General features: G+C 70.3%; 19 protein-coding genes. 18 read left to right on the top strand and 1 reads right to left on the bottom strand.

Annotation, left to right across the window (positions count from 1 at the left end; all coding sequences use genetic code 11):
* The first annotated feature begins 11 nt into the window (after window positions 1–11).
* Together ilvC and IT347_07280 are read left to right on the top strand one after the other, a co-directional pair.
* Window positions 12–950 carry a ketol-acid reductoisomerase gene (gene ilvC, locus IT347_07285; GenBank protein ID MCC6349376.1) on the top strand — a complete coding sequence of 313 codons (939 nt, stop codon included), beginning with the start codon at window positions 12–14 and terminating at the stop codon, window positions 948–950.
* A gap of 144 nt (window positions 951–1,094) precedes the next feature.
* Window positions 1,095–1,373, top strand: coding sequence for an integration host factor subunit beta (locus tag IT347_07280; GenBank protein ID MCC6349375.1), 279 nt, complete (start codon window positions 1,095–1,097; stop codon window positions 1,371–1,373).
* An 82-nt stretch (window positions 1,374–1,455) separates the two neighbouring features.
* Here the strand turns inward: IT347_07280 and IT347_07275 are convergent, their stop codons facing one another.
* Complete coding sequence (locus IT347_07275; GenBank protein MCC6349374.1) at window positions 1,456–2,157, bottom strand: zinc metallopeptidase; 702 nt, start codon at window positions 2,155–2,157, stop codon at window positions 1,456–1,458.
* Window positions 2,158–2,363: 206 nt separating this feature from the next.
* On the opposite strand from IT347_07275, the gene IT347_07270 reads away from it, so the two are divergent.
* The 16 genes from IT347_07270 to IT347_07195 all read left to right on the top strand — a co-directional run bounded on the left by IT347_07270 (window position 2,364) and on the right by IT347_07195 (window position 25,988).
* On the top strand, window positions 2,364–3,419 hold the full coding sequence (locus IT347_07270) for an aminotransferase class I/II-fold pyridoxal phosphate-dependent enzyme (GenBank protein MCC6349373.1): 1,056 nt from the start codon (window positions 2,364–2,366) through the stop codon (window positions 3,417–3,419).
* Between the two features lie 163 nt (window positions 3,420–3,582).
* Window positions 3,583–4,305, top strand: coding sequence for a 16S rRNA (cytidine(1402)-2'-O)-methyltransferase (rsmI, locus tag IT347_07265; GenBank protein MCC6349372.1), 723 nt, complete (start codon window positions 3,583–3,585; stop codon window positions 4,303–4,305).
* Window positions 4,302–5,027, top strand: a complete 726-nt coding sequence (locus tag IT347_07260) for a CDP-alcohol phosphatidyltransferase family protein (GenBank protein MCC6349371.1) — start codon at window positions 4,302–4,304, stop codon at window positions 5,025–5,027. Before rsmI ends, IT347_07260 begins: the two co-directional genes overlap by 4 nt.
* 5 nt (window positions 5,028–5,032) lie before the next feature.
* On the top strand, window positions 5,033–6,289 hold the full coding sequence (locus tag IT347_07255; protein MCC6349370.1) for an inositol-3-phosphate synthase: 1,257 nt from the start codon (window positions 5,033–5,035) through the stop codon (window positions 6,287–6,289).
* A 7-nt stretch (window positions 6,290–6,296) separates the two neighbouring features.
* Complete coding sequence (gene tmk / locus IT347_07250; protein MCC6349369.1) at window positions 6,297–6,929, top strand: dTMP kinase; 633 nt, start codon at window positions 6,297–6,299, stop codon at window positions 6,927–6,929.
* Window positions 6,930–7,083: 154 nt separating this feature from the next.
* A complete protein-coding gene (locus tag IT347_07245; GenBank protein MCC6349368.1) occupies window positions 7,084–8,511 on the top strand; it encodes a S41 family peptidase in 1,428 nt (475 codons plus the stop codon).
* 1 nt (window position 8,512) lies between these two features.
* Entirely contained in the window at window positions 8,513–9,229 is a 717-nt protein-coding gene (locus IT347_07240; protein MCC6349367.1) for an HAD-IB family phosphatase, read from the top strand.
* Window positions 9,229–10,290 (top strand): tRNA dihydrouridine synthase DusB, encoded by a 1,062-nt coding sequence (gene dusB / locus IT347_07235; GenBank protein MCC6349366.1) that lies wholly within the window; start codon window positions 9,229–9,231, stop codon window positions 10,288–10,290. Before IT347_07240 ends, dusB begins: the two co-directional genes overlap by 1 nt.
* The gene (gene larB / locus IT347_07230; GenBank protein MCC6349365.1) at window positions 10,277–11,035 is read left to right on the top strand and encodes a nickel pincer cofactor biosynthesis protein LarB; all 759 of its coding nucleotides are present in this window, start codon (window positions 10,277–10,279) and stop codon (window positions 11,033–11,035) included. Before dusB ends, larB begins: the two co-directional genes overlap by 14 nt.
* A gap of 2 nt (window positions 11,036–11,037) precedes the next feature.
* Window positions 11,038–12,270 carry a nickel pincer cofactor biosynthesis protein LarC gene (gene larC / locus IT347_07225; GenBank protein ID MCC6349364.1) on the top strand — a complete coding sequence of 411 codons (1,233 nt, stop codon included), beginning with the start codon at window positions 11,038–11,040 and terminating at the stop codon, window positions 12,268–12,270.
* A 359-nt stretch (window positions 12,271–12,629) separates the two neighbouring features.
* On the top strand, window positions 12,630–16,982 hold the full coding sequence (locus IT347_07220; protein ID MCC6349363.1) for a hypothetical protein: 4,353 nt from the start codon (window positions 12,630–12,632) through the stop codon (window positions 16,980–16,982).
* A 470-nt stretch (window positions 16,983–17,452) separates the two neighbouring features.
* On the top strand, window positions 17,453–19,336 hold the full coding sequence (locus IT347_07215) for a hypothetical protein (protein MCC6349362.1): 1,884 nt from the start codon (window positions 17,453–17,455) through the stop codon (window positions 19,334–19,336).
* 47 nt (window positions 19,337–19,383) lie between these two features.
* Window positions 19,384–21,819 carry a hypothetical protein gene (locus tag IT347_07210; GenBank protein MCC6349361.1) on the top strand — a complete coding sequence of 812 codons (2,436 nt, stop codon included), beginning with the start codon at window positions 19,384–19,386 and terminating at the stop codon, window positions 21,817–21,819.
* Window positions 21,820–22,884, top strand: coding sequence for a T9SS type A sorting domain-containing protein (locus IT347_07205; protein ID MCC6349360.1), 1,065 nt, complete (start codon window positions 21,820–21,822; stop codon window positions 22,882–22,884).
* 240 nt (window positions 22,885–23,124) lie between these two features.
* Window positions 23,125–24,141 carry an asparaginase gene (locus IT347_07200; protein ID MCC6349359.1) on the top strand — a complete coding sequence of 339 codons (1,017 nt, stop codon included), beginning with the start codon at window positions 23,125–23,127 and terminating at the stop codon, window positions 24,139–24,141.
* Window positions 24,138–25,988 (top strand): S8 family serine peptidase, encoded by a 1,851-nt coding sequence (locus IT347_07195; protein ID MCC6349358.1) that lies wholly within the window; start codon window positions 24,138–24,140, stop codon window positions 25,986–25,988. The genes IT347_07200 and IT347_07195 overlap by 4 nt, the downstream gene beginning before the upstream one ends.
* Window positions 25,989–26,011: the final 23 nt, after the last annotated feature.

Below are 26,011 nucleotides of genomic sequence, written 5' to 3'. Positions count from 1 at the left end.
TGGGGTGCTCGATGAGCGGGCCGGTCGGCGGCGGGACCGTCGCGATTCTCGGTTACGGCAACCAGGGCGCCGCGCACGCGCTCAACCTGCGCGATTCGGGTGAGCCGGTCGTGGTCGGGGCGCGCCCGGGGCACGGCGCGCAAGCCCGCGCCAGGGCGGCCGGTTTCGAGACGTGCGCCCTCGAAGAGGCCGTCACGCGCGCGGCCGTCGTCGCGGTGCTGCTTCCCGACGACGCGGTTCCGGCGCTGTGGCCGGGCCTGGCGCGGGCGCTACGCCCGGGCGCCGGGGTGGTGTTCGCGCACGGCTTCAACCTGCTCTATTCCGATCTGGAGTTTCCCGCCGGGACGGACGCCGTGCTGGTCGCGCCCACCGGACCCGGGCGGGTGCTGAGGCAGGTCTACGAACGCGGCGAGGGGCTGCCCGCCTACATCGCCGTGCATCGCGACGGCAGTGGCGGCGCCTGGGCGCTCGCCGAGCGCTACGCGGACGGCCTCGGCTGCGCGCGCGTGTGGCGCACCACGGTCCGCGAGGAAACCGAGGTGGACCTGTTCGGCGAGCAGTCGGTGCTGTGCGGCGGCATGAACGCGCTGGTCACGGCGGCGTTCGAGACGCTCGTCGAAGCCGGGTACGCGCCCGAGATCGCGTACCTCGAGTGCGTCCACCAGCTCAAGTTCCTCGCCGACCTCCTGCACGAGCGGGGCGTGACCGGACTGCGGGAGGGCATCAGCGGCACGGCGCTCTACGGCGACGTCACGCGCGGGCCGCGCGTCATCGGCGAGCCATCCCGTCACCAGCTGCGGGCGATGCTGGCCGAGATCCGCGACGGCCGATTCGCCCGCGAGCTGGCGGCCGAGTCGGCGGCCGGTCACCCCCGGACCCGCGCGGCGGTCGCCGCCGCCGCGGCGCACCCGATGGAAGCGGCCCGGCGCCGCGCGCTGGGGCTCGAATAGTCCCCAATGGCGCGGTGCAACGCCCCAACCCGTTGCCCAAAAACGGATTGACAGTGGCGAAACCGGCCGGTACGGTCCCCCGCGTCCATCGAGTCGTTCGAGTCGGACACGTCCTCGCCATGGCTGGCGTGAGGGAGGGACGAGATGACCAAGGCCGATATCGTTGACCAGATCTCCGAGCGCACCGGCCTGACGAAGAAGGATGTCGCGGAGACGGTCGATGGCTTCCTCGACGCGGTGGCGAAGGCCCTCTCGAGCGGCCACCACATCGAGATCCGCGGCTTCGGAACCTTCCGCGTCAAGGACCGCAAGTCGCGCATCGCCCGCAACCCGCGCACCGGCGCGGCCGTCCCGGTGCCCCCGCGCCGGGTGCCCGTGTTCAAGGTCTCGAAGGAGCTCAAGGACATGGTGTCGCAGCAGTAGGGCTGCGAACGGATCCGGAAACGATCGAGGCGGCCGCCCATCGGGCGGCCGCCTCGACCGTTTCCGGCGTTCCGGCCGGCGATCAGCGCCGGCTGTCGCGAATCAGCAGCAGGCGGACGAGCTGCAGCGCCGCCATCGCCGCAGCGGCCACGTAGGTCAGCGCCGCGGCGTCGAGCACCTTCTTCGCGCCGTCCACTTCCTGCGGCATGAGCGCTCCCGACTCGGTGAGCTGCGCGAGCGCGCGCCGCGACGCGTCGAACTCGACCGGCAGCGTGACGACGTGGAACAGCACCGCCGCCGCGAAGAACACGATGCCGACGTCCATCAGCATCGTCCCGAACGGCAGCCGTGCGCCGAACAGCAGGCCGATGAAGAACAGCGGCATCGCCAGCATGCTGCCGAAGCCCGCCACGGGCGCGAGCTGGGCGCGCAGCAGGAGCGGGTACCAGCGCTGGTGGTGCTGCAGGACGTGACCGACTTCGTGCGCGGCGACCGCGATCGAGGCGATGGATCGGCCGCCGTAGTTGCCGGCGGACAGCCGCACCGTCTTCGCGCCCGGGTCATAGTGGTCGCTCAGCACCCCGCCGACCGCCTCGATGCCGACGTCGGTGACGCCGTTGCGGCGCATGATCGTGCGGGCCATGTCCTGTCCGCTCAGGCCGTTCGCGGCCGGAACCGTCGAGAACTTCTGGTAGGTGCTCGTCACCTTGTGCTGAGCCCACATCGCGAACGCCATCGCGGGCAGCAGCAGCAGGAACGTGGGGTCGAAGAAGCCGAACGGCATGGGGCGAAACCTCGCGTGGGGGAGTGACGACACCGCCACGACGGTTCGTGGCGTCGCGGAAAGTTATCGCACGCGCGTTGGCGCGAACGTCAGGCCGCTGTCAGATGCGCGCGAACGGCGGGCAAATCCGGACCTGTCGGGCCGTGCGCGGCGCCCGGGCGGCAACGCTGGCGGCGGCGGATTCGCCGGGGATAGACTCAGCCCCCATGACGACTCCTCCCGCGGTGGACCTGCGCAGCGACACGATCACCCGGCCCACCCCGGCCATGCGCCGCGCCATCGCCGGGGCGGCGGTCGGCGACGACGTGTTCGGCGACGACCCCACCGTGCTCGCGCTCGAGCAGCGCTGCGCGCAGCTCACGGGCAAGGAGGCGGCGCTGTTCGTGACCAGCGGCACGATGGGCAACCAGCTCGCGGTGAACGCGCTGACCACCCCGGGCGACGAGGTGCTGCTCGAGGCCGAATCGCACATCTTCCTGTACGAGCAGGGTGGCATCGCCGCGAACTCCGGATGCCTCGCGCACATCGTGCGCGGCGCCCGCGGCGTGCTCGCCCCCGAGGCGCTGGCGGGCGCGCTGCGCGCCGAGGACGATCACGCCGCGCGGCTCACGCTGGTGTGCGCCGAGAACACCCACAACCGGGCCGGCGGCGCGATCGTGCCGCTCGAGCGGCTGCGGGCCCTGCACGAGCTGGCGCGCTCGCGCGGCGTGCGGATGCACCTCGACGGCGCGCGGCTCTGGAACGCGAGCGTCGCGAGCGGTGTTCCCGTCCCGGCATGGTCGGCCTGCGCCGACACCGTCATGCTGAGCTTCTCAAAAGGCCTCGGCGCGCCCGTGGGCTCGATCCTCGCCGGTCCCGCCGACGTGGTGCGGCGCGCGCGCCGGGCGCGCAAGCGCTGGGGCGGCGGCATGCGGCAGGCCGGCATCCTCGCGGCCGCCTGTCTGCACGCGCTCGACCACCACGTCGAACGCCTGGCCGACGATCACGCCCGGGCCCGCACCCTGGCGGACGGGCTGCGCGAGTGCCCGGGGGTGACGGTGGCGGAGCCGGAGACCAACATCGTGATCGCCGAGCTGGCGCCGCCGCTCGAGGTGGAAGCCGTGCTCGAGTCGCTGCAGGCCCGCGGCGTCCGAATGGTCGCGTTCGGGCCCCGTCGCATCCGCGCGATCGCTCACCTCGACGTGGACGACGACGGGATCGCGCGCGCGATCGAGGCGTTTCGGGGTGCGGTCGAAGCACTGGCCGAGGGCCCGGGGCGCTGACGCCACGGCAACGCCCCCTCGCTTCGCCGCGCGACCGGGCGGACGGCCCGGGGAAGTCGCGGGCGCGGCCCGCCGCCCGCCCGGTGGACCCCCGCCGGGGCGCGTGCTACGTTCCCGCGCGCTTTTTCGGCACGGCTCTCCCGTGCGCGCGGAAGGAACTGGCTTGAGCGAGACCCGCTCCTCCGGCCACGGAGGCACGCTGTACCTCGTGGCGACGCCCATCGGCAACCTGGAAGACATCACCGCCCGGGCGCTGCGCATCCTTCGCGAGGTTGACCTGGTCGCCGCCGAGGACACGCGTCACACCCGGCGACTCTTGGAACATTTCGGGATCGAGGCGAGACTGGTCAGCCTGTTCGAGCACAACGAGCGCTCGCGCAGCGGGCTGCTCGTCGAGAAGCTGAAGGGAGGGTCGTCGGTGGCGATCGTCACCGACGCGGGCTCCCCGGGCATCGCCGACCCGGGGTACCCGGTCGTGCGGGCCGCCGTGGCGGAAGGACTCCGGGTCGAGAGCGTGCCGGGTCCGAGCGCGGTGGTCGCCGCGCTGCAGGTCAGCGGGCTGCCGACGGACGCGTTCGTGTTCGTGGGCTTCCTGCCGGTCAAACCGGGAGCGCGGCGGCGCGCGCTCGAGGAGCTGCATGAACGACGCGAGACGGTCGTGGCGTTCGAGTCGCCGCACCGCATCGAACGCTGCCTCGCGGACCTCGAAGCGGTCTGGGGCGAGCGCCCGATGGCCCTGGTGCGGGAGCTGACGAAGGTGCACGAGCAGGTGCTGCGCGGCAGCGCGCGCGAGGTTCGCGCGGCGCTGCGCGAGGACCAGAAGCGGGGGGAACTGGTGCTGGTACTGGGTGGCAGGACGCGCGCCGAGCGCGCGGCGGGCGAGTGAGCACGCCGGTCGCGACGGCGGGCGGACGCACCATGGGCGGCTACAAGGAGCGGGCGAAGGCGGCGGCGCACGCCGTGCTCGATCCGGTCGTGGGGGGCATGGCGACGATCGGGCTGCGCCCGAACCACCTCACGCTGCTCGGGTTCACGCTCAGCCTGGGCGCGGGCTACGCGTTCGCGCTCGGGCGATTCCGCACCGGGGCGCTCATCGCCCTGGTCTCGGGCCTGTTCGACATCCTCGACGGGCAACTGGCGAGGCGGACGAACTCCATCACCCGCTTCGGCGCGTTCTTCGATTCGACGCTCGACCGCCTGGCCGACGCGGCGCTGCTGCTGGGATTCGCCGGCTTCTACATCCTCGGGCTGCTCGACATGGCCGAGAATCCGCAACGCGTGCTGGCGAACCTGCAGAACGGGCTCGAGCCGATCACGTTCGGCGTGCTCGCGCTGCTGGCGATGCTGTCGGCGGTCGGGTCGTTCATGGTTTCGTACACCCGGGCGCGAGCCGAGGGGCTCGGGCTCGAGTGCAAGGTCGGCTGGTTCGAGCGGCCGGAGCGCATGGCGCTCGTCATCATCATGGGCTTCGCGGGTGTCGGCCCGGTCATCCCGGCCGGGCTGCTGATCCTCGCGGGGCTCACCTTCGCCACCGCCTTCCAGCGGATGGCGCACGTCTGGAAACTCACCCGCGAAGCGGGTCCTGATTCGACTCGAACGGAGGCATGAGGTCCATGGGCAACAAGGTGCGTGTCGCGATCATCGGCGTGGGCAATTGCGCCTCGTCGTTCGTGCAGGGCCTGTACTACTACCGGAACGCGAAGGAAACCGACCGCATTCCCGGCCTGATGCATGTGAACCTCGGCGGCTACCACGTCCGGGACGTCGAGATCGTCGCCGCGATCGACATTGACCGGAACAAGGTCGGCAAGGACGTCTCCGAGGCGATCGTGACGGCGCCGAACAACACCGCCGTGTTCGCGAAGGTGCCGAAGCTGGGCGTCCGGGTGCAGCGCGGCATGACGCACGACGGTCTCGGCAAGTATCTCTCGCAGATCATCGAGAAGGCCCCGGGCTCGACGGTGGACATTGTCCGGCTGCTGAAGGAGACGAAGACCGATGTCGTGGTGAGCTACCTGCCGGTCGGCTCGGAAGAGGCCACCAAGTGGTACGTCGAGCAGATTCTCGAGGCCGGGTGCGCGTTCGTGAACTGCATTCCGGTGTTCATCGCCCGCGAGAAGTACTGGCAGCAGCGCTTCGAGAAGAAGGGCCTGCCGGTCATCGGCGACGACATCAAGTCGCAGGTCGGCGCGACCATCACGCACCGGGTGCTCGCGAACCTGTTCGTGGACCGGGGCGTGCGCATCGACCGCACGTATCAGCTGAACTTCGGCGGCAACACCGACTTCCTCAACATGCTCGAGCGCGAGCGGCTCGAGTCCAAGAAGATCAGCAAGACCTCGGCGGTCACGAGCAACATCCCCTATGACCTGCCGGCCGAGGACGTGCACGTCGGCCCGTCGGACTACGTGCCGTGGCTCAAGGATCGCAAGTGGTGCCACATCCGCATGGAGGGCACGACGTTCGGGGACGTGCCGCTCAACCTCGAGCTGAAGCTCGAGGTCTGGGACTCGCCGAACTCGGCCGGGGTGGTGATCGACGCGGTTCGCTGCGCGAAGCTGGCGCTCGACCATGGGCTGAAGGGCGCTCTCATCGCGCCGTCGTCGTACTTCAAGAAGTCCCCGCCGGTGCAGATTCCCGACGACATTTCGCGCGAGCTGACCGAGCAGTACATCCGCGACCCGAAGGGCACCGAGGCGAAGCTGCGCGTGTCGGCCCCGACGCTGGTGCGCGAGAAGAAGCCGGTCGCGAAGGGTCAGCGCCCCGGGGCGGCGATGAACGGCAGCACGAACGGCGCGGCGCACGCGAAGCCCGCAGCCCGCCGGCCGGCGGCGCGCAAGCGCGCGCGCGCGAAGGCGCGCGCGAAGTAGCGCCGCCATGTCCGGAGTCTTCGTCACGTTCGAGGGCGGCGAGGGCTCGGGCAAGTCCACGCAGGTCGCGCGGCTCGCCGCGCGCCTGCGGGCGACGGGGCACGACCCGCTGGTGACCCGCGAGCCCGGCGGCACCCCGGTCGGGGAGGGCATCCGGGCGCTGCTGCTCGACCACGAACGGCGGCCCTCGGCGATGACCGAAGCGCTGCTGATGGTCGCCTCGCGCGCCCAGCTCGTCGGCGGCGTGCTGCGACCGGCGCTCGAAGCCGGCCGGATCGTGCTCTGCGACCGCTACGGCGACAGCACGCTCGCCTACCAGGGCGGCGGTCGCGGAGTCGAGCACGCCTTGCTGGTGGAGCTCAACCGCGCCGCGACCGGTGGACTCGTGCCGGCCGTGACGCTCCTTTTCGACGTGCCGGTGCCCGTCGGGCTCGACCGGCGCCATGCCTCGGCCGGGGCCACCAATCGCCTCGACCGCGAACCGGCCGAGTTCCACGAGCGCGTGCGCGCGCGCTACCTCGAGCTGGCGGCCGCCGAACCGGAGCGCTGGCGCGTGCTCGACGGCACCGTCGGCGAGAACGAGCTCGAGGCCCGCGTCTGGGAGGCGGTCGGCCCGCGACTGGCGCTCGCGAGAAGCTGAACGCGGCGTTGCAGCTTCCGGGCGCCCTGGACGCGGTCGCGCGCCACGCGACGCCCGGGCGGAGGCGGCTCGACCGCATGGTATATTGCCGGTCCGAATCCCCGCCCCGGGCGCGGCATCGCGCCGCCGCCCGTGGACCCCTTCCGGAGGTTTCTTGATCCGCCGTCGCGTTCTGCTGGGCGTGCTGCTCGCGGTGCTCTTCACCCTCGGCTGGTGGGCGGGTCGTGGCCGGGCGACCAGCGGCTTCTACTCGAACGTGGACCTGTTCGTCGAGGTGCTGTACGCGGTGCAGTCGAACTACGTGGACGAGCCGGATCCGGCGCGACTCGTGCAGGGCGGGCTGAGCGGCATGATGCGCGTGCTCGACGCCTCGTCGGAGTATCTCGACGCGAAGGACTGGAAGATCGCCGAGTCGGAGTCGCCGGGCGACGCCGACGGCTCGGGCCTGTTCGTCGGCACGCGGGAAGGCTGGCCGGTGGTGATCGCGCCGATCGAAGGCTCCCCGGCGTGGCGGGCGGGGCTGGCCGAGGGCGACATCATCACGCGAATCGACGGCCACTCGGCCTGGGGCCTTGGGCCGGCGGAGATCGCCACCCGGCTGCGCGGGCCGGCGGGCACGACCGTCACGCTCTCGGTCCTGCGCGGTGACGCGCCGCACGATCGCGATCTGGTGCTGACGCGCGGGACGGTTCAGCTGCCGGCCGTGCGCGGCACGCTCGTGCTGGACGGCGGCGTCGGCTACCTGCGCCTGACGACGTTCAACTCGCGCGCATCCGCGCAGGTGCGCGCGGCGCTCGATACGTTGCGGCGCGCGGGCGCGCGAAGCCTGGTTCTGGATCTGCGCGGCAATCCAGGCGGGCTCCCCGAGCAGGCCCTCGGCGTCGCCGGGTCGTTCCTGCCCGCCGGCTCGGAGCTCGCCGCCACCCGCGGCCGCAGGGCCGGGGCCGACGGCCGGCTCGTCGTCCCCCGGGGCGGCACGCGGGTGACGTGGCCGATGGCCGTGCTGGTGGACGGCGGCACCGCGTCGGTGGCCGAGATCCTGGCGGGTTCACTGCAGGACCTCGACCGCGCGCTGCTCGTCGGGACGAGCACGTTCGGCAGCGGTGACGTGCAGAGTCTGATTCCGCTGCGCGGCGGCGAAGGCGGGGTTCGCCTCACCACCGCCCGCTACCTGACGCCGAGCGGGCGTGTCGTGAGCCGGGCGGCGAGCGGCACCGGGGACGATGAAGAGGCCGAGGACGACCCGACCCTCGCGGCCGCCGACACCGCCGCCGCCGATTCGGCCGCCCGGCCGGAGTACCGCACGGCCTCCGGTCGGACGGTGCGCGGGGGAGGCGGCATCGCGCCGGATCTCGAGGCTCATGCGGACTCGCTGCCGCCGGTGGCGGGCGCGGCCGCCGTGCGCGCGGCCCTTTCGCGGGACGCGGCGTTCCTGCGCGCGGCCGAGGTGCTGCGGCGCGCGAAGGGACCCGCGGACGTGTTCGCGTTCGCGAAGCTCCCGGGCCCGCCCGCGACTCCGCCGGCCGCGACTCCCCGGCGGGCTTCACCTCCGGCGACGCGCCCGGGCGCGGGGTCGCGCTGAAATGCCGTTCGCGTACCTGTGCGACTTCGACGGCACGGTCTCGCCGCGCGACATCGGCGCGGCGTTCGCCGACCGCTTCTCGCCCGGCGGGGCCGCCGGCAGACTCGACCTGCTCGCCGACTGGCTCGCGGGCCGCGCCGGCCATCGCGAACTGACCGAAGCGCAGTGCGCGCTGCTCGAGGTGACCGAGGCGCAGGCGCTGGCGTTCACGCGCCGCTTCCGCCTCGACCCGCACTTCGCACCGTTCGTGCGTGAGGCGCTCGGGCGGGGAGACGCCGTGATGATCGTCAGCGAGGGTCTCGACTTCTACGTGCGCGACCATCTCGCGCGCGCGGGCTTTCCGGACCTGCCGTGGGCGGCCAATCACGCCGTGTTCGAGGGCGGCCGGGTCCGCGTCGAGTTTCCGTTCGCCAGCGCCGCGTGCGACTCGTGTGGCAACTGCAAGGCTCAACACGTGCGCCGCTACCGCGGTCGGGGCTTCCACACCGTGCTGGTCGGCGACGGCGCCAGCGACCGCCACGGCGCCGCGGCGGCCGACACCGTGCTCGCGCGCGGTCCGCTGCGCGAGTGGTGCGCGGGCGAAGGAATCGCCTGCGTGCCGGTCGAGGGCTTCGGCGACGTCGCGGAGTTCGCGCGTCGTCGCGACCTCGAAACTCCGCTGCCCCGGCCGAGCCGGCTCGCGGGAGGCTCCCCGGCCCGCGGCTCGAGGCGGACCTGATGGGCGCGGGCGTGAAGATCGGGAACGTCGAGCTCGAATCGCCGTTCGTGCTGGCGCCGCTCGCGGGCGTCAGCGACTCGCCCTTCCGCCAGCTGGCCCGCGAGCAGGGAGCCGCCGCGGTCTACACCGAGATGGTGTCCTCGGACGGCCTGGTGCGGGGCAGCGCGGCGACGCTCGAGTACTGCGCGTTCGAGCCGCACGAGCGCCCCATCGGCATCCAGCTCTTCGGATCCGATCCCGCCGTGATGGCCGACGCGACGCGCGTGCTTTCGGACCTGCCGGCCGGAAGGCGCCCCGACCTCGTGGACATCAACATGGGCTGCCCCGTGCGCAAGGTCGTGAACCGCTCCGCCGGCGCCGCCCTGCTGCAGGACGTCTCGCGCATCGAGCGAATCGTGCGCGCGATGAGCGATGCGACCGACCTGCCGGTGACCGCCAAGATCCGGCTCGGCTGGGACGGCCAGTCGCGAAACGTCGTCGAGGTCGCGAAGGCCCTCGAGGGCGCAGGGGCGAAAGCGGTGGCCATCCACGCCCGCACGCGGGCGGAGAAGTTCGAGGGCACCGCGCACTGGGACATGATCGCCGAGGCCCGCAGGGCGGTCGGCATCCCCGTGATCGGAAACGGCGACGTGCGCGACGCGCAGGACGCGGTGCGGATGCTCGAGACGACGGGCTGCGACCTCGTCATGCTCGGGCGCGCGGCGTTCGGCGATCCGTGGATCTTCCGCCGCATCCGGGCGCTGGCCGAGCGGGGCGAGACGCTGCCGCCGCCGACCGCGCAGGAACGACTCGAAACCGGCATCCGCCACCTCGAGATGCTCGTGCGCTCGGCGGGCGAAGCCGTCGCGGCGAAGGAGATGCGCAAGCACGTGGCCTGGTACATCAAGGGCCTGCCGCACAGCGCCCGGATCCGCGAGCAGGTGAACCGCACCCGTTCGGCGTCCGAGATGACCGCGCTGCTGGAGGAGTACCTCGGACACCTCGCCGAACACGGGCTGGATGCGTTCGCCCCCGAGCCGGCGCTGCCGGCGGCGCCGGGGACGCTGCATGCGGCCGGCTGAGCTGCGGGCCCTGCTGCGGGGGGTTCGGCGCGGCAGCGTGAGCGAGTCCGAGGCCGCGCGGCGCATCACCGCGGCTCCCGCGGAGCGGCTCGAGTTCGCGACCCTCGACCACCAGCGGGCCCTGCGAACCGGCTTCCCCGAGGTGATCCTCGGGCAGGGCAAGAGCCCCGCGCAGGTCGTGGGGATCGCCCGGCGGCTCTTCGCCCGGCATGGGCTCGTCCTGGCGACGCGCGTCGAGCCCGAGGCTCGCGCGGCGCTGCTCGCCGCGTTTCCACGGGCCGAAGTTCACGAGCGGGCACGATGCGTGGTGCTGAGGCGGCGCGCGGCTCGCGGAGCCGGGCGAGGCATGGTGCTGGTGGTGTGCGCCGGCACGGCCGACCTGCCGGTGGCCGAGGAGGCGCTCGTCACCGCGCGCACCATGGGTAGCCGCGCCGAGTTGATCGCCGACGTCGGCGTGGCCGGGCTGCACCGGTTGCTGGCCCACCACGAGCGGCTGCGCGGCGCGCGCGTGCTCGTCGTCGTCGCCGGCCTGGAGGGCGCCCTGCCGAGCGTCGTCGGTGGCCTGGTGGACCGGCCGCTCGTGGCGGTGCCGACGAGCGTCGGCTACGGTGCGCACTTCGAAGGGCTTGCGCCGCTGCTCGCGATGCTCAACTCGTGCGCCGCCGGGATCACCGTGGTGAATGTGGACAACGGCTTCGGAGCGGGTTACGCCGCACACCTCATCAACTCGCCGCGGAGGACCTGAACGTGTCCCGGATCGCCTACTTCGACTGCTTCTCGGGCGTGAGCGGCGATATGACGCTCGCGGCGCTGGTTTCGGCCGGCTGGCCCGCCGAGGCGCTCACGGGTCTGCCGGGGAGGCTGCACCTGCCGGACGTGGACATCGAGGTCCGGACCGTGCGCAGGGGCGCCTTCGCGGCGCGGCAGGTGGAGGTGCGGCCGGCCGCGCAGAAGGCCCATCGCCACCTGCACCACATCGAGGCCATCCTGGCCGCCGCGGACCTGCCGGTCGGAGTGACCGAACGCGCTCGGGCGGTGTTCCGCCGGCTCGCGGAGGCCGAAGCGCAGGTCCATGGCACCACCGTTCAAAAGGTGCACTTTCACGAGGTGGGCGCGGTGGACGCGATCGTGGACATCGCGGGCGCGCTGCTCGGGCTGGTCGACCTCGGCATCGAACAGGTCTACGCCTCGACCCTTCCTCTCGGAGGCGGCACGGTGATGAGCGAACACGGACGCATCCCCGTGCCGGCTCCAGCCACCGTGCAACTGCTGAAAGGAGTGCCGGTTCGGCTCGGCCCGGTCGAAGCCGAGCTGGTCACGCCCACGGGAGCGGCGCTGCTGGCGGAGCTGGTCGCCGACTGGTCGGGCCCGCCTGACTACCGACTGCTTGCGAGCGGGATCGGCGCGGGCTCGCGAGACTTTCCGGAGCACGCGAACGTCCTGCGGCTGCTGATCGGGGAGGCCTCCGGTTCCGGGCCGGCCCGGCGCGAGGTGGCGGTGCTCGAAACTTCGCTCGACGACGCGACGCCTCAGGTGCTCGCCGACCTGAACTCCCGACTGCTTGCCGCCGGGGCGCTGGATGCGATGCTCGCGCCGGTGATCATGAAGAAGGGAAGGCCTGGCAACCTGCTCGTCGTCATCTCTGAAGTGCATGATGCGGAGCGACTTGCGCAGCTCGTGCAACAGCACTCACCGACCCTGGGAGTGCGCGCCCGGATCGAGACCAGGCTCGAGTTGCCCCGGAAGCTCGTGCGGGTCGGGACGACGCTGGGTGAGGTCGAACTCAAGGTCGCGACGCTTCCGGATGGCTCCGAGCGCGCCCAGCCTGAGTTCGAGTCGGTGCGGGCCCTGTCCATGCTCACCGGCAGGCCGATCGGCGAAATCGCCGAGCTGGCCGTCGCGGCCTGGCGGGCTGACCGCCCGGGCGACGGCGCCGAGAACGCGAGCGCCGTGCCAAGTCCCAGCAAAAAAACGGATTGACAGAGCCCTGAACCACGCCTAGCCTTTGTTGCGTGTTGGGGCGCTGACTGACCGAGTTACCCCTCACTTGCACCTCGAGTTCCGCAGTTGCGCGAAGCGCGATGGCTGGCAGCGGCCGCGCGTCGTCGGCAACTCACGACAGAGATCTCGCACACCATGTGTCTCGCGCGGCCCGAACTGCCTAAGGGCCGAGCCGGGACAGCGGAAAGGGGGGATTGGGACACGAGTGAAGCCGACCGCCGGAGCGATCGTGCAGGGCACGCGGTCCGTCGGCGCTTCGTTTCTTGCGACACCTCGCTCGCAATCTGTACCTGGAAGACTTCGCATTGCCCATGCATTGCGACGATGGAGGTAGTCCTATGAAGAAGTCGTTCGTCGCGGCCCTTCTCCTCTTTGGAGCAGCCGCGATGATGGCCACCGGAGTGCTCGCCCAGACCTCGGACGACCCGGTTGCCATCGTGAAGAACGGAAAGATGGTCCGCGAACTGGCGAACGCCGCCAAGCAGCGCCTGCGCGTTTCGGCCGGACCGGACCCCGACACGGTGTACGTCGGCTACTCGCAGACGGACCACTGGAACGCCAGCAACAACTACTGGAACATCTGGTCCGGAACGCGCCGTCCCGGCACGCCCGACCCGAACAACGCGACCTGGGACTGGGACAACCTGTCCATCCTGGCCTCGCACGGCGTCGGTGACTCGCTCGCCGGCTGGTGGCCGATCAAGCGCCTGTACAACACGACGGGCGGCTTCGTGTACCCCGACGACCAGCGCCCGTGGTGGGCGGTGGACATCGGCAACATCGCCAACTACGTCATCAACCAGGGCTCGGGCGGCAAGCGCACGTTCGGTGTCGTGGGCGTGTGGCACGGTGACGGCGGTGCCGGCCAGGCCGGCGGCTCGGGTGTCACCTGGACTCCTCTGTCGGGTTCGCGTTCGGCCTGGTGCGGTCTGCGCCAGCTGAACGACAACTCCGTCCTCGACGCCGTGACCGGGCAGCCCTTCAACCAGGCCGCGGTCGAACGCGTCGTCGGCGGTTCGCGCCGTTACCCCGGCTATGCGAACCAGTGGGACCAGATGCTGTACCGCGACGTCAACGCGCCCGCGGGCCAGCCGCTGAACATCTCGTTCCTCTATCGCACGCGCATGTCCACGGGCGTCGGCACGGCGGCCTCGACGCGCACGGGCTGGTTCCACGGTGACCCGCTGAACGTGGTCGCCGGCAACTTCATCTCGAGCAGCGCGGCCGGTACGGCGGCGCCGATCGATTCGTTCTCCGTGTACGTCGGTGCGCCGGTGAACGAGGCCAGCTGCACCTACTCGGACGGTACGGTGGGCGCGGTCTACGACGTGCAGCGCCGGTGGTTCTCGGAAGTGCTGCGCATCTTCGACGGCTCGCCCTACTACTGCCTCATGTCGGTCGCCGGCAACGTCCCGGCCGACACGGCGGATGCGACGCCGACCGCCGCGCTCACCCTGCCTGCGGCGGGCGTGGACGCGATCCGCGCGGTCTCGGGTGGCGCGGTGCGTATCGTGTTCCGCGTCAAGACCAACCGCGGCTTCTCGGACGACGATGGTGGCGGTGGCTTCAGCTCGGCCACGCGCGGCGCCGCGATGATCGACAACGTCATCGTGAACGGCAACAACATCGGCGACTTCGAAGGCGCGGAGCAGAGCGGAGTCAACGCCATCGACAACCGTCCTGGCGCGAGCCCGCTCAACAACTGGAAGTCGACGGGCAAGCCGCCCTCGATCCACTTCCACCTCGGCAACCTCGAGGGTGGCATCAACTACTCCGAGCTGTGCGGCGCGTGGGACTCGCCGGCGCGTATCTGCGACATTCGCGGCAACGTGCTGATGGCGGGTAACTACGACGTGTTCGAAGCCATGAACGATCCGCGCTACCTGTCGGATCGCGAAGGCTTCCCGGGCGCGATCTCGCCGACGATCAACATGACCGTGGACCGCAGCGGCGGCAACGCCGTCAATGCGAACGGCCTGACGGAGTCGATCGTCACCGCGACGGACGACATCCTGCTGCTGTTCGACATTTACGCCGGCCAGCTGAACCTGCCCTTCACGGGTGTCGGCTACCAGCCTGGCCTGATGGTCTGGCCGGTCGCGCAGCCGAACAACGGCGCCCTGGTGTGGAGCGATCCGATTACGCCGGGCTTCCTGGTCTACAACCCGGATCCCCAGTGCTACGGTGACTTCTACGGCCTCGGCAACGACATCGGCATTCCGGACGTCGACAACGCCTACAACGTGCCGGACTCGATGCGCGTCCTGGTCAGCATCTACCAGGCGTGCTTCCGCTTCGGCGTGACGCTGGGCTGCAACGACAACGACGGCGTCTACTTCGACAACATCTCGATGGCGTTCGCCGACGTGGCCGGTCCGGTGCAGGCGAGCGCGTCCAACGCGATCACGCCGGGCGCCATCAGCTCGGCCATCTGGATGCTGCCGGGCGATGCCTTCCCGGCCAACGAGACGCCCCAGCTGCCGAACTCGGCGGCCTTCGACACGGCGGCCGCCCTCATCAAGGGCGTGCTGAACAACGCGCAGGCCACGGGCAACCAGCAGCGTTTCGACATCCTCGCGGACTCCGTGATCATCGCGGCGTCGAACGTTTCCGGCTCCGTGGACACGGTGCTCGGCAACACGACGCGGGTGGACATGGTGTTCCGCATCCTTCCGGGTCCGGGCAACTACCAGATCGCGACCCCCGGCGGCCGCACCTTCCCGCCGACGGCCTCGATGGGTACGCACCTGCTGCAGGTGCCGAACAACCAGGCGAACCTGGTCGTCTCCGGCGACAACTCGTTCTGGGGCCAGTTCATCTCCAACCCCGGACCGTTCGCGTCCGCCGGCGCCCACCCGGGCGGCGTGTGGGACTACCTGAGCTGGAACTCGGCGCGCTGCGACACCGCGGAACTCAACATCTTCCCGGTGGCCGGCAAGGCGGGTACCGGCCTGGCGGCCGGCTCGTGGGCGAACATCCTGCACGAGGACGACTCGCACTACTCCGTCCTCGGCAAGGACAAGTTCGTCTGCTTCATGGTGGACACGGCGCAGACCGCGTCGAGCTCGTCGTCGCTGAACAACGTCCGTTGCGACGGTACGATCCCGGCGTGGCTGACCACGGTTCCGCAGTCCCGTACGGGCTGGAACGGCTCGGCCACCACGAAGGAGTTCACCAAGATCATCCCGGACGGCCTGCTGACCGCGGGTTCGCAGGTCCAGTACTTCTGGCGCAAGTCGGCTCGTGCGGACTCGCTCAACGCGTACGCCATGTGCCCCGACACCACGTCGACGTTCACGTCGGGTGAAGGAAGCACGGACGGACACCGCTGGCAGCAGTTCGCCGTCCTGCCGGATCGCTGGAAGGACGTGGCGTTCGGCGGATCGGGCATGGCGTGCATGCTGTACGTGGACTGGAACGATCGTCGCGGCAACGAGCGCATCTTCGTGTCCATCATGGACTCGCTCGGCGGCACGGCTCCGGCCAAGTACGGTGTCCACAACGGCTGGCACGCGCCGGCGATTCCGGGTGTGGCGCTTGCGGATCTCGCCAACTACCCGACGTACGGCAACCAGCAGCCCGGCACCTCGTGGGACATGTATGGCGTGAAGGCGTCGGAATCCGGCGCCTCCGGCGGCATCAGCCTCGGCAGCCGTCTCGCGAACCGCGCCTCCATGGGCTTCACGGCGGGCAAGTCGGCGATGACGGGTCCGACGCCGGAAATGCTGCGCAAGTTCTACCGCATGCTGACGATCCTGACCGGCGACCTGAACTCCGGTCTCACGGGCCCGTTCTTCAACAAGTCGCAGGATGACATTGGCATCCTCAACGACTTCCTGACGGGCAACGACCTGGGCAGCACGGCCCAGCCGCGCGGCATCTTCATCGGCGGCGACGGCTTCGTGCAGGACGAGGATCTGCTGAACGGCCAGAACGCGTCGCACAATCTGTTCGTGTCGACGAAGCTCGGCGTCCTTCTGCGGAACCCGTCGTACCAGGCGGTCTCGAACAACACGGCGGACTGCGCCGACCTGATTTCGACGAACGTCATCACGACGAACGGCGACGTCTACGGTGTCGGCAACTCCTGCACGTTCTCGAACGACCTGTTCAACCGCAATCCCGCCGTCGCCGAGTCTCAGGAGGCGATGTACTACGAGAACGTTGGTGTCAACGGTCCGTACGTGGCTGCGGTTCACAAGCCGACCGATCCGACCCGTCCGTGGGTTGCCTACACGGAAGGATGGGACATCGAGCACATGTGGAGCCGCTACTGTGAGACGGCCGGTGGCCGCCTCGCGTACTACTGGAACATGTACAACAAGCTGTTCGCGGCCCAGTGCCAGGTCACGACGACGTCTCCGCCGGCGACCCTGGACGTCCCGCAGAACTCTCACGGTGCGGCGTTCGCCAACTTCATGAAGGTTGGCAACAGCGTCATGCGTGCGGGTAATGCGCGGATCCACTTCGGCCTCGCCAACGCCGATCGCGTCCGCATTCGCGTGTACGACGTGACCGGCCGTCTGGTCCGCACGCTGGCCGACCGTTCGTTCAACGCGGGTGAGTACGACCTGGCGTGGGACGGCGCGGACGACAGTGGCAGCCAGGTGGCGCGTGGCGTCTACTTCGCTCGCATCGAGTACGCGACGAAGGGTGCCGCCATCAACGGCCGCGTGGTCGTGTTGCGGTAAGCCTCGGCAGCTAGGCAGTAAGAGCACGGGCGGGGAGCGATCCCCGCCCGTGCTTTTTTTGACCGACATGACCCCGATCCACGACCAGGACGGGACAGCCTCCCGGGTCCGTGCCGCCGAGTCGGGCGTCGCCTCCCCGGCCTTCCACTCTGACCTCCGGCAACCGCTTCGGGCGGCTGGCTTCCCGGAGCCTGACGGGCATTCCGACGCCCATGCCCGGCAGCCGGTGGACTCCGGGGCCAAGTCACGGCATTCCAAGCCATTTGCGCTTGACGAGGTGCGGACGGCGTTCTAGCCTGCCCGTCACTTCCCTTCCAACTGACTGGGCGTGCTGGGGGGCGCGAATGCGCTTGCGTGTCGGGGTTGTTCTTTGCCTTTTTCTGGCCTTTCTGGGTGTCGGCTGCCGCAAGGCGCTCTCTCCCAACTCGGATAACAACGTCGCACCGGAAACCTGGATCACCGCCGCGCCGATGGACACCATCACGGATCGGCCGGGCGTCGGTCCGCCGATCCCGGGTCGGCCGGGAGAGGTTCCGGTCCGCTACCACCTCTACTGGGCGGGCTCCGACCTCGACGGCGCTGTGGCGGGCTTCTACTGGGCCGTCGTCGAAACACTGCCGGTGCCGCCGGGCGACGGGCTCGGCATTCCGAGCCTGCCGGGACCGAAGCCGCAGGACTACCGCTTCACGTCGCGCACGGACAGCGTCTTCATCTTCTCCGCGTCCGAGGACGTGCCGGTCCGCGAGCACACCTTCTACATCTATTCCGTGGACAACAAGGGCCGTCCCGATCCGACGCCCGCCCGGTTCATGTTCCGCGCCTACGACCGTTTCCCGCCGCTGGCGGTGATCGATTCGGCGGTCGCCGTCGGAACCATCTACACCCTCAATCCGGGCGGTGGTGTGACGGCGCAGGTGCGGTCCTACACGATCACGGATTCCTTCGACATCACCCGTCCGTTCCCGCGCGACACGGTGCCCTCGGTCTCGCGGCTGACGTTCCGGTGGCACGGCGAGCCCACCATCCCGAGCACGATCGTCACGGGCTTCCGATACAAGCTCGACGAGCCGAGCCTGAACATCGTGGACTCGACCGTGAAGGTCGCCACCTACAACACCCGGGTGGGCGCCGACGTCGTCGCGCCGGGCACGAAGCGATTCACCCTTCGGGCGGTCGGGCAGTCGGGCTGGCGAGGAGAGGCCACCCGCTACTTCCAGATGAACTTCGCACCCGAGAGCTGGTTCTCGGGCCCGGACCTGAACGATCCGGCCCAGGGCTGGCAGAGTTACACGGACGGGAACGGCAAGGCTTACACCTACAGGAACGTGACCTGGTCCACGCTCACGATCCCGAACACGCAGATCAGCGCGGACTCCGTGAACGTGCTGCCGGCGAGCCGCCCGCGCCGCAAGACGTTCTTCGAGTTCTACAAGGACCGCGTCTGGGCCCACCAGGAGGGTGACACGGTCCACCTGAACTCCTGGGTGCTGCTGCCGGCGGGCGGCTACGATCCCGACTCGCCTTACCTGGTCAAGTCCGGGCTCGATCCGAACAAGCCGATCGGCATCGTCACGACCGTGGACCCCAACCCGAACGGCTCGCCCATCGGTTTCCGCGCGAACGTCACGGTCACCAAGCCGGACGGCGGCTCGGTCCGGCCGACCGAAACCAACACCTTCCCGATCTTCGACATCACCTCGTCGTTCCACGATCCGCGCATCTCCTACCGCGCCGGCATGACGGCCACGGGCAAGGCCTACGCGTACGTCGTGGCCGAGGACGGCGACGGCACGGTGGACCGGCGGCTGCAGCAGGCGGGCGGCGCCGAGAACGTGGCCGACGCGGTGGACGGCGGCACCGGCACTCCCGCCCAGATCGCGGCGCGATCGAAGGTCATGGTGTTCTACGTCAACCACGCGCCCTCCGTGGACACCCTGGCCGCGGCGTTCCTGCCGAAACCGCGCTCGGTGATCCACGGCGTCAACCAGTTCTTCAACCTCGTCTGCAGCGACCTCGACCCGATCGACGAGACGAAGACGGTGGAGCGCATCGGTGGGCCGCAGAACAACACCCTGCCCGTGCTCGTCCGCACGGTGGACCTGATCCAGGACCAGGGCGGGACCCCGGTGACTCAGCGCATCTGCGAGGACTTCGAGGGTCCGAACCCCAACTTCACGCCGAGCCTTTCGTTCGTGGACGGGCCGATGATCGTGCGGGTGCAGCTCAGCGACGGCCGTCCCAACCGAAGCGAGCGTTACGGTCGGCGCACCGTCACCGTGGACATCCCCGTCACCTACAGCATCGCCGCGCCCCAGGGCGTCACCGGCGGCGGCAATTCGAGTTCTTCGCAGTGAACCCAACGACCGGGGTCACCGCTGGTTGCACACGGGAGAATGCAGTCATGAAGCGCCTTTCCTTCGGCCGCGCCGCCCTGTTGTGCGCGGGATTCCTGCTCGCCGCCGCCACCTTCGGCTGTGACAAGCCGGGCGTGAAATTTCTGATCCCGAACGAGCGCCCGAGCGTCGATCTCACGGCCGCGCCGGTCAGCAGCGCGGACACGGCCTGGTACTCGTACAAGATGAACTGGTCGGGCTTCGACCCGGATGGCCGGGTGGAGCGGTTCGAGTACGCCATTGATCCGCCCACCACGCCGGACGCCGACACCCTGTGGGTGTCCACGCAGAAGAACGAGCAGCAGCTCTTCTTCCGGGCGACGAATGCGTATTTCGATCCGAGGCGCGGCTGGCGCTCGAACGACTACCACACGTTCGTCATCCGCGCGGTCGACAACGCCGGCGCGATTTCGGCCCCGAAGTCGCGGGCCTTCTACTCCTACACGATCGCTCCGGTCGTGTTCATCACCAACCCGCCGCCGAACAAGTTCATCTCCCGCCTGGTGACCCCTGCCGTGCGCATCAACTGGCAGGGCCGTGACGACGACGGCGTCTTCACCCAGAAGCCCGTCAAGTACAAGTACCGGCTGTTCCGCATCGGCGACACCGAGTACGACTTCCAGAAGGCCCAGCTCTATCCCGATTCGCTGCGGATGTTCTACGCGGCGCGCAACTTCGCGGGCTGGGATTCGGTGGGTGGGGACACGACGTTCGTCCAGTACACGCAGCTCACCCCGAACGCCCCCCACCTGTTCGTGGTCATCGGCATCGACGAGGCGGGGGCCTACTCGCCGGAGTTCTCGCTCGAGTCGAACATGCTCAAGTTCACGCCCGGGTTCGCGGGCACCCTCGGCCCGGTGTTCACCGTCTGGAACGAGTTCTTCGCCTACCAGTACGTCTCCGGCGGCGTCAGCACCGATCCGCTGGTCTGGATCAACCTCGAAGCGCCGTCGGGCCAGCCGATCACGTTCAACTGGGGCGCTGCGCCCCCCGAGGGCTCGGCGATCGAGTGGTATCGCTGGCGGCTCGACGGCGACATTTCCGACGAGACGCCACGAACGGACGAGGCCACGGACTGGTATCACTGGAGCCGGAAGAGCAACCTGACGACTTCGTGCACGATCGGACCATTCCCGGGCGGCCAGGATCACTTCCTCTACATCGAGGCACAGGACAACAACGGCCTGCTCAGCCTCGCGATCGTCCACTTCACGGTGGTGACCCCGACGTTCGAGAAGTCGCTGCTGATCGTGGACGACACCCGCCTGGCGGTGGACCAGTTCCTGTCAAGCGGGGTTCCGCGAAGCTACGGAAACACGACCTGGCCCGCGGCCGCCGAGCTGGACACGTTCCTGTACGCGAGAGGCGGCGCTCCGTGGCGCGGACCCCAGGGCATTCTGCCGCCCCTTCCGACCTCGAAGCCGGGCATCTTCAACGGCTACTCGTTCGACACGCTCGGCACGCGGCGCGGGTTCGAAATCGCGAGCGCGGGCGTGCCGCTCAGCCTGCTCGGAAAGTACAAGCACGTCGTCTGGCTGACGGACATCACCGGTGCGATCACGACCTACGCCCCCGAGTCGGTGATTGACCCGATTTCGACGCTCCGGTGGATGAGCGCGACCGGGCGGTCGAACACGCTGGCGGCCTACATCTTCGCCGGCGGCGAGGTGTGGCTCGCCGGAGGGACCGGCCTGACGTGCACGATGCTGCCCTACAATGCGGCCGGCGCGCGCAACAACGACCAGAAGTACGGGCCGGGCTACACCGTGTTCGCGGCGAGCGCCGGAGAGCTGGTGCCGGGCCGGATGTCCTGGGACGCGGCGCACTGGCAGAGCGAATTCGTGGCCAGCCGGCCGGTGACGCTGCCGCGGCGCTCGGCCGCGGCGGTCGGCGGCTGGACGAACCCGGGCTGGAAGTTCAACGGGACGATCACGGCGCCGAACTACGCCCTGCTCCCCGCGTTCATGCGGCGCCGGGCCCTGGCGCTCGGGGACACGCTGCCCCCGACGCGTGCGGGATTCGCGGCGAGCTACTACTCCACGGCGATCAACCCGGCGGTCGAGTACCTGACGCTCGAGAACCGCATCTTCGAGGACATTGACCAGAGTCCGCTGGTCGAGAACCAGGCTTCCGTGCTCGATACGCTGTACGAGCTGCAGGGCGGCGCGCTGGCGACGGCCTTCACCGGTCAGCGGCCCGTCGCGATGACCTACTACCACGGCGTCAACGCACCCGAGTTCGTGGAGACGGGTTTCGACCTGTGGACCTGGGCGCGCGCGGACGTGCAGGCCCTGACGGATTTCGTCCTGCAGCAGGTCTGGAAGCTGCCCAAGTCCGCTCCGGCGCCGGCGGCCCTGCGGCCGACCGCGGCCGGCGCGCAGCCGGTTTCCGCGGCGTCGCGCCGCGGCAACGCACTGCCCATCCGCAAGAGCGGGAGTCGCTAGATGATCCGGTCCGGAAGGATCCGTTGGAGTGCGCTTGCCCTCGCCGCCCTCGTGCTCGTGGCCGGGGCCGGTGAGGGACGAGCGCAGCAGCCGAGCACGTTTCCGTCCATCCGGATGTGGTTGGAACAGGGTGCCTGGCGGGACAGCACCCTGATCTACGCGTTCGTGCCCGTGGGAGGCTTCCAGGCCCCGCTGGCCGAGAGCCTCGTGTTCCGGCCGCGCACGCTGACGCTGCGCTGGCTTCGGGACCGCACGGCGGAGTCGAGGCCCGACTTCGGCGGCTACCGGATCTACCGCATGGTCAACTCGCCCGACAGCACGCGCGCCGTACTGCTGCGGCGCTTTTCGCTCAACGACACGCTGCTGACGTGGAAGTTCTCACGCGTGGACTCGGCCACCGGGATGTTCCGCTGCGTCCCGTGCGGTGCCGAGGCCAGCGACAGCCTCGCGACGTTCGTGGATCCCGACTCGACGGGTCGGTTCGAGAAGGTCTGCCGGAGGCTCGACCAATACGGCCGCTGCATCTCGCAGGGCGACTCCGTGATGAAGCTGATCGCCCCGCCGGGCCCGCACGACGGCTTCCGGACGTGGTACTCGATCACCTACGAAAAGAAGAACACGACGGACACGGACAACGAGGACCTGTTCGTCCCCGACACGCTCGACAACTTCGCGCGCTGCGGGACCTACGGGAATCGCAACACCTGTCCCAACCTGAACAACAAGCTGCGCAATCTCGTGGGTCCGCTCGAGCCGACCGGCGGGCCGGCTGCCAATCTCGAGCAGGTCCGGGTGGTGCCGAATCCCTACAACGCCCACGAGGCGTGGGACCAGCCGAACGCGAGCGAGTTGCACTTCATCAACCTGCCCGCGCAGTCCACGATCAAGATCTACACGGTGGCCGGCGACCTCGTGCGGACCCTCAAGCACGACGACCCGGTGCGAGACTTCGAGCGCTGGGACCTGCGTTCGGAGCGCCAGAAGGACGTCGCCTCGGGCATCTACATCTACCGGGTCGAGTCCGCAAGCTTTCAGTTCCAGAGCAAGCTGATCGTGATCCGCTGAAGGAAGGGCCCGCGCGGGGGGAGCCGGGTTGGCCCGAGCCTTCCGGGACTTCGCGCGGTTCTTTCCGGCCGGCCGGCGAGCGGCGGTGTCGCGACGAGTTTGACGATTCTTGCACCGCGATCGCGCCGCGTTCGCAAACGCGGCGCGATTTTCGGTCCCGGCGTGTGTCACAATGACCGGAGAGACCGACGCACCGGGGCATTCCGCCCCGGTTCCGACACCCTGGTGGGCCGGAGTGAGATGCGATTCGAACTCGAAGTGCTGGTGCGGCGGGGCTCCGCCGTGGAGTCGCGCCACCACCTGCAGTGCGCCGCCGTGGACGCTTCGGGCACGCTGCTCGCGGGCACGCCGAACGCCGGGCTCGTCACGATGTTCCGCTCCTCGGCGAAGCCGTTTCAGCTCCTGCCGCTCGTAGAGCGCGGGCACGCGGAACGCCTGGGTTTCACCGACGAGCAGCTCGCCGTGATGGCCGCCTCGCACACGGGCAGCCGATACCACGTCCAGCTCGTCACCGGCATCCTCGAGCAGCTCGGACTCGGTCCCGGGGCGCTGGCCTGCGGTTATCACGACCCGGAGGACGCCGGCTCGCGCGACGATCTGCTTCGCGGCGGCGCGCCCCGCACGGCGCTCTACAACAACTGCTCCGGCAAGCACGCGGGCATGCTCGCGCTGGCGCTCGCCGAGGGCTGGCCGATCGAGGGCTACCACCTGCCCGCGCACCCGATGCAGCAGTTGCTGCGGCAGGTGATCGCCGAGGTCTGCGAGATCTCGCCGGCCTCGATGGAGTCGGGTACCGACGGCTGCAACCTGCCGGTGTTCGCGCTGCCGCTTCCGTCCATGGCCCGTGGCTACGCGCGGCTGGCCGCCGCACGCGCGGACGCGCCGGAGGCACGCACCCGCGCGCTCGCGCGCATCGCACGCGCGATGGGCGCGCACCCGCGCACCGTCGAGGGCGACGGGCGCACGGCCACCCAGCTCATGCTGGCGACGGGCGGGCGCGTGGTCGCCAAGGGCGGCGCCGAGGGCCTGATGCTCCTCGCCCTCACCGATCGCGGGACGGGTGTCGCGGTCAAGTGCGAGGACGGCGCGGGACGCGCGCTCGCGCCCACCGCCGTCGCGGTGCTCGAGCGTCTCGGCGCGCTGGACGGGGCGGAACTCGCGACGCTGGCGCCGCAGCGCCGCCCGGTCGTGCGCAACGTGATCGGCGCCGAAGTCGGACGGCTCGAGCCGTCCGTGCGGGAGGTCGCCCTCGCATGAAGCGCGTGCGTGCCCGACTGGCGTCACTGCTCGCGTCCGCGGCGGCCGCCCTCGCCTGCGCGGCCCTCGCCGCTCCGGCCCTTGCGGCGACGCCGGGAGCGAAGCTCGATCCGCGGCTGGCGCCGCTGCTCATCGCCGGCTCCGAGCCCGAGCCGGTGTGGATCGAGTTCACGGACAAGGGCGAGACGGGGCCCGCCGACCTGGCGGCGAAGCTGGCGCTGGCCGAGGCGAACCTGACGCCCGAGGCGCGCCGGCGACGCGAACGCGCCGGGCTCGAACCGCTCGTGGACTGGCTCGACCTGCCGATCGAGGGACGCTACATCGAGGAGCTCAAGGCCGGCGGCTTCGCGCCGTACGGACAGTCGCGCTGGTTCAACGGCTGCGCCGTCCGGGTTTCGGGTGCCGCGCTGGGGCGGCTCGCGTCGCTCCCCTTCGTCGCGCGCGTCACTCCCGGCGAGTTGGCCGCGCCCCGCAGGCCGCTTCCACAAGCCGCGGACGAGCCGGCCGGCGACCCCTCGCACGAGGACGCCCTGAGGGCCGGCGCCGCACTCGTCGCCTACGGACAGACCGCGACGCAGCTCGCGCGGCTGGGCGTGCCGGCGTTGCACGACTCGGGATACACCGGAGCCGGTGTCACGATCTGCATGCTGGACGAGGGCTACAACTACTTCACCAAGCACGAGGCGACGCGCGACATTGACGTGGGCAACCGCACGCGTGACTTCGTGGACGGCGACGACGTCGTGCAGGACACGCTGAACCTCACCGGCGCGTCGCACTCGCACGGCGAGTGGACCCTGAGCGCCGTCGGCGGCAACAGGCCCGGCCGCTACATCGGTCCGGCCTTCGGCGCGCGCTTCGCGCTCGCGCGCACCGAGAACGGCAGCAGCGAGAAGCCGATCGAGATGGTCAACTGGGCGATGGGTGCCGAATGGGCCGACAGCCTCGGCGCCGACGTGATCAGTTCCTCGCTCGGTTACACGTCATTCCCCGACAGCGCCGGGGGCATCTACGGCATCCCCTACGAGCAGCGCGACGGGCACACTTCACTGGTCACGCGCGCCGCCGAGATCGCCGCGAGCAAGGGCATCCTGGTCGTCAACTCCGCCGGCAACGACGGCGCCTACATGGGCGAGCTCGGCAAGCTGAGCTGCCCGAGCGACGCGAACGGCGACAGCGTGCTGTGCATCGCCTCCGTGGATTCCACCGGCACCCGTTCGAGCTTCTCCTCGCGCGGACCGAGCGCCGACCGGCGCATCAAGCCCGACCTTGCCGCCCAGGGATCGTCCGTGCTGCTCGCCAGCGCCAGCGGCGGGGTCAGCACGTACACGCGCCTGAGCGGCACGTCGTTTTCGTGCCCGCTGATCGCGGGGCTGGCGGCGTGCCTGATCCAGGCCCGGCCCAACTGGCCCGCGCCGCTCGTGATCCGCGCGCTGCGCGAGACGGCGTCGCAGGCGAACGCCCCCGACACGCTGCTGGGTTACGGCATCCCGAACGGCGCCGCGGCGCTGGCCTGGGTGCCCGACACGATGCACGTGCCCGGAGAGGGCACGCGCATCGCCTTCACGTGGACCGGCCAGAACCCCGTCCGCCCGGACGGCTGGCCGATCGGACTGCAGTTCGCGCTGGCCTCCGACGCGGCGGCGGGATCCGCGCGCATCCGCGTCTACGACGTCGGCGGTCGCGTCGTCGCCACGCCGTGGTCCGGAGCGCTGCAGCCGGGCGCCCCGGTGACGGTCACCTGGAACGGTGAGACCGGCCGCGGCCGCCTGGGCCCGGGGCTGTACTTCCTCGCGTTCGAAGCCGGGGACCGCCGCGTCACGCGGCGCATCGTCTCCCTGCGCTGATCCTCAGCCGCCCGTCGAAAGGA

The sequence above is a fragment of the Candidatus Eisenbacteria bacterium genome, assembly GCA_020847735.1.
Lineage (GTDB): Bacteria > Eisenbacteria > RBG-16-71-46 > RBG-16-71-46 > RBG-16-71-46 > CAIXRL01.
Note: the sequence above shows the minus strand (reverse complement) of the source record. Positions and strands in the feature narration are given on the sequence as shown.

What these genes read in the sequence shown, in the direction of transcription:
- ilvC (MCC6349376.1), top strand. Translation starts at nt 12, where the DNA reads ATGAGCGGGCCGGTCGGCGGCGGGACCGTCGCGATTCTCGGTTACGGC.
- IT347_07280 (MCC6349375.1), top strand. Translation starts at nt 1,095, where the DNA reads ATGACCAAGGCCGATATCGTTGACCAGATCTCCGAGCGCACCGGCCTG.
- IT347_07275 (MCC6349374.1), bottom strand. Translation starts at nt 2,157, where the DNA reads ATGCCGTTCGGCTTCTTCGACCCCACGTTCCTGCTGCTGCTGCCCGCG.
- IT347_07270 (MCC6349373.1), top strand. Translation starts at nt 2,364, where the DNA reads ATGACGACTCCTCCCGCGGTGGACCTGCGCAGCGACACGATCACCCGG.
- IT347_07255 (MCC6349370.1), top strand. Translation starts at nt 5,033, where the DNA reads ATGGGCAACAAGGTGCGTGTCGCGATCATCGGCGTGGGCAATTGCGCC.
- tmk (MCC6349369.1), top strand. Translation starts at nt 6,297, where the DNA reads ATGTCCGGAGTCTTCGTCACGTTCGAGGGCGGCGAGGGCTCGGGCAAG.
- IT347_07240 (MCC6349367.1), top strand. Translation starts at nt 8,513, where the DNA reads ATGCCGTTCGCGTACCTGTGCGACTTCGACGGCACGGTCTCGCCGCGC.
- dusB (MCC6349366.1), top strand. Translation starts at nt 9,229, where the DNA reads ATGGGCGCGGGCGTGAAGATCGGGAACGTCGAGCTCGAATCGCCGTTC.
- larB (MCC6349365.1), top strand. Translation starts at nt 10,277, where the DNA reads ATGCGGCCGGCTGAGCTGCGGGCCCTGCTGCGGGGGGTTCGGCGCGGC.
- IT347_07220 (MCC6349363.1), top strand. Translation starts at nt 12,630, where the DNA reads ATGAAGAAGTCGTTCGTCGCGGCCCTTCTCCTCTTTGGAGCAGCCGCG.
- IT347_07215 (MCC6349362.1), top strand. Translation starts at nt 17,453, where the DNA reads ATGGACACCATCACGGATCGGCCGGGCGTCGGTCCGCCGATCCCGGGT.
- IT347_07210 (MCC6349361.1), top strand. Translation starts at nt 19,384, where the DNA reads ATGAAGCGCCTTTCCTTCGGCCGCGCCGCCCTGTTGTGCGCGGGATTC.
- IT347_07205 (MCC6349360.1), top strand. Translation starts at nt 21,820, where the DNA reads ATGATCCGGTCCGGAAGGATCCGTTGGAGTGCGCTTGCCCTCGCCGCC.
- IT347_07200 (MCC6349359.1), top strand. Translation starts at nt 23,125, where the DNA reads ATGCGATTCGAACTCGAAGTGCTGGTGCGGCGGGGCTCCGCCGTGGAG.
- IT347_07195 (MCC6349358.1), top strand. Translation starts at nt 24,138, where the DNA reads ATGAAGCGCGTGCGTGCCCGACTGGCGTCACTGCTCGCGTCCGCGGCG.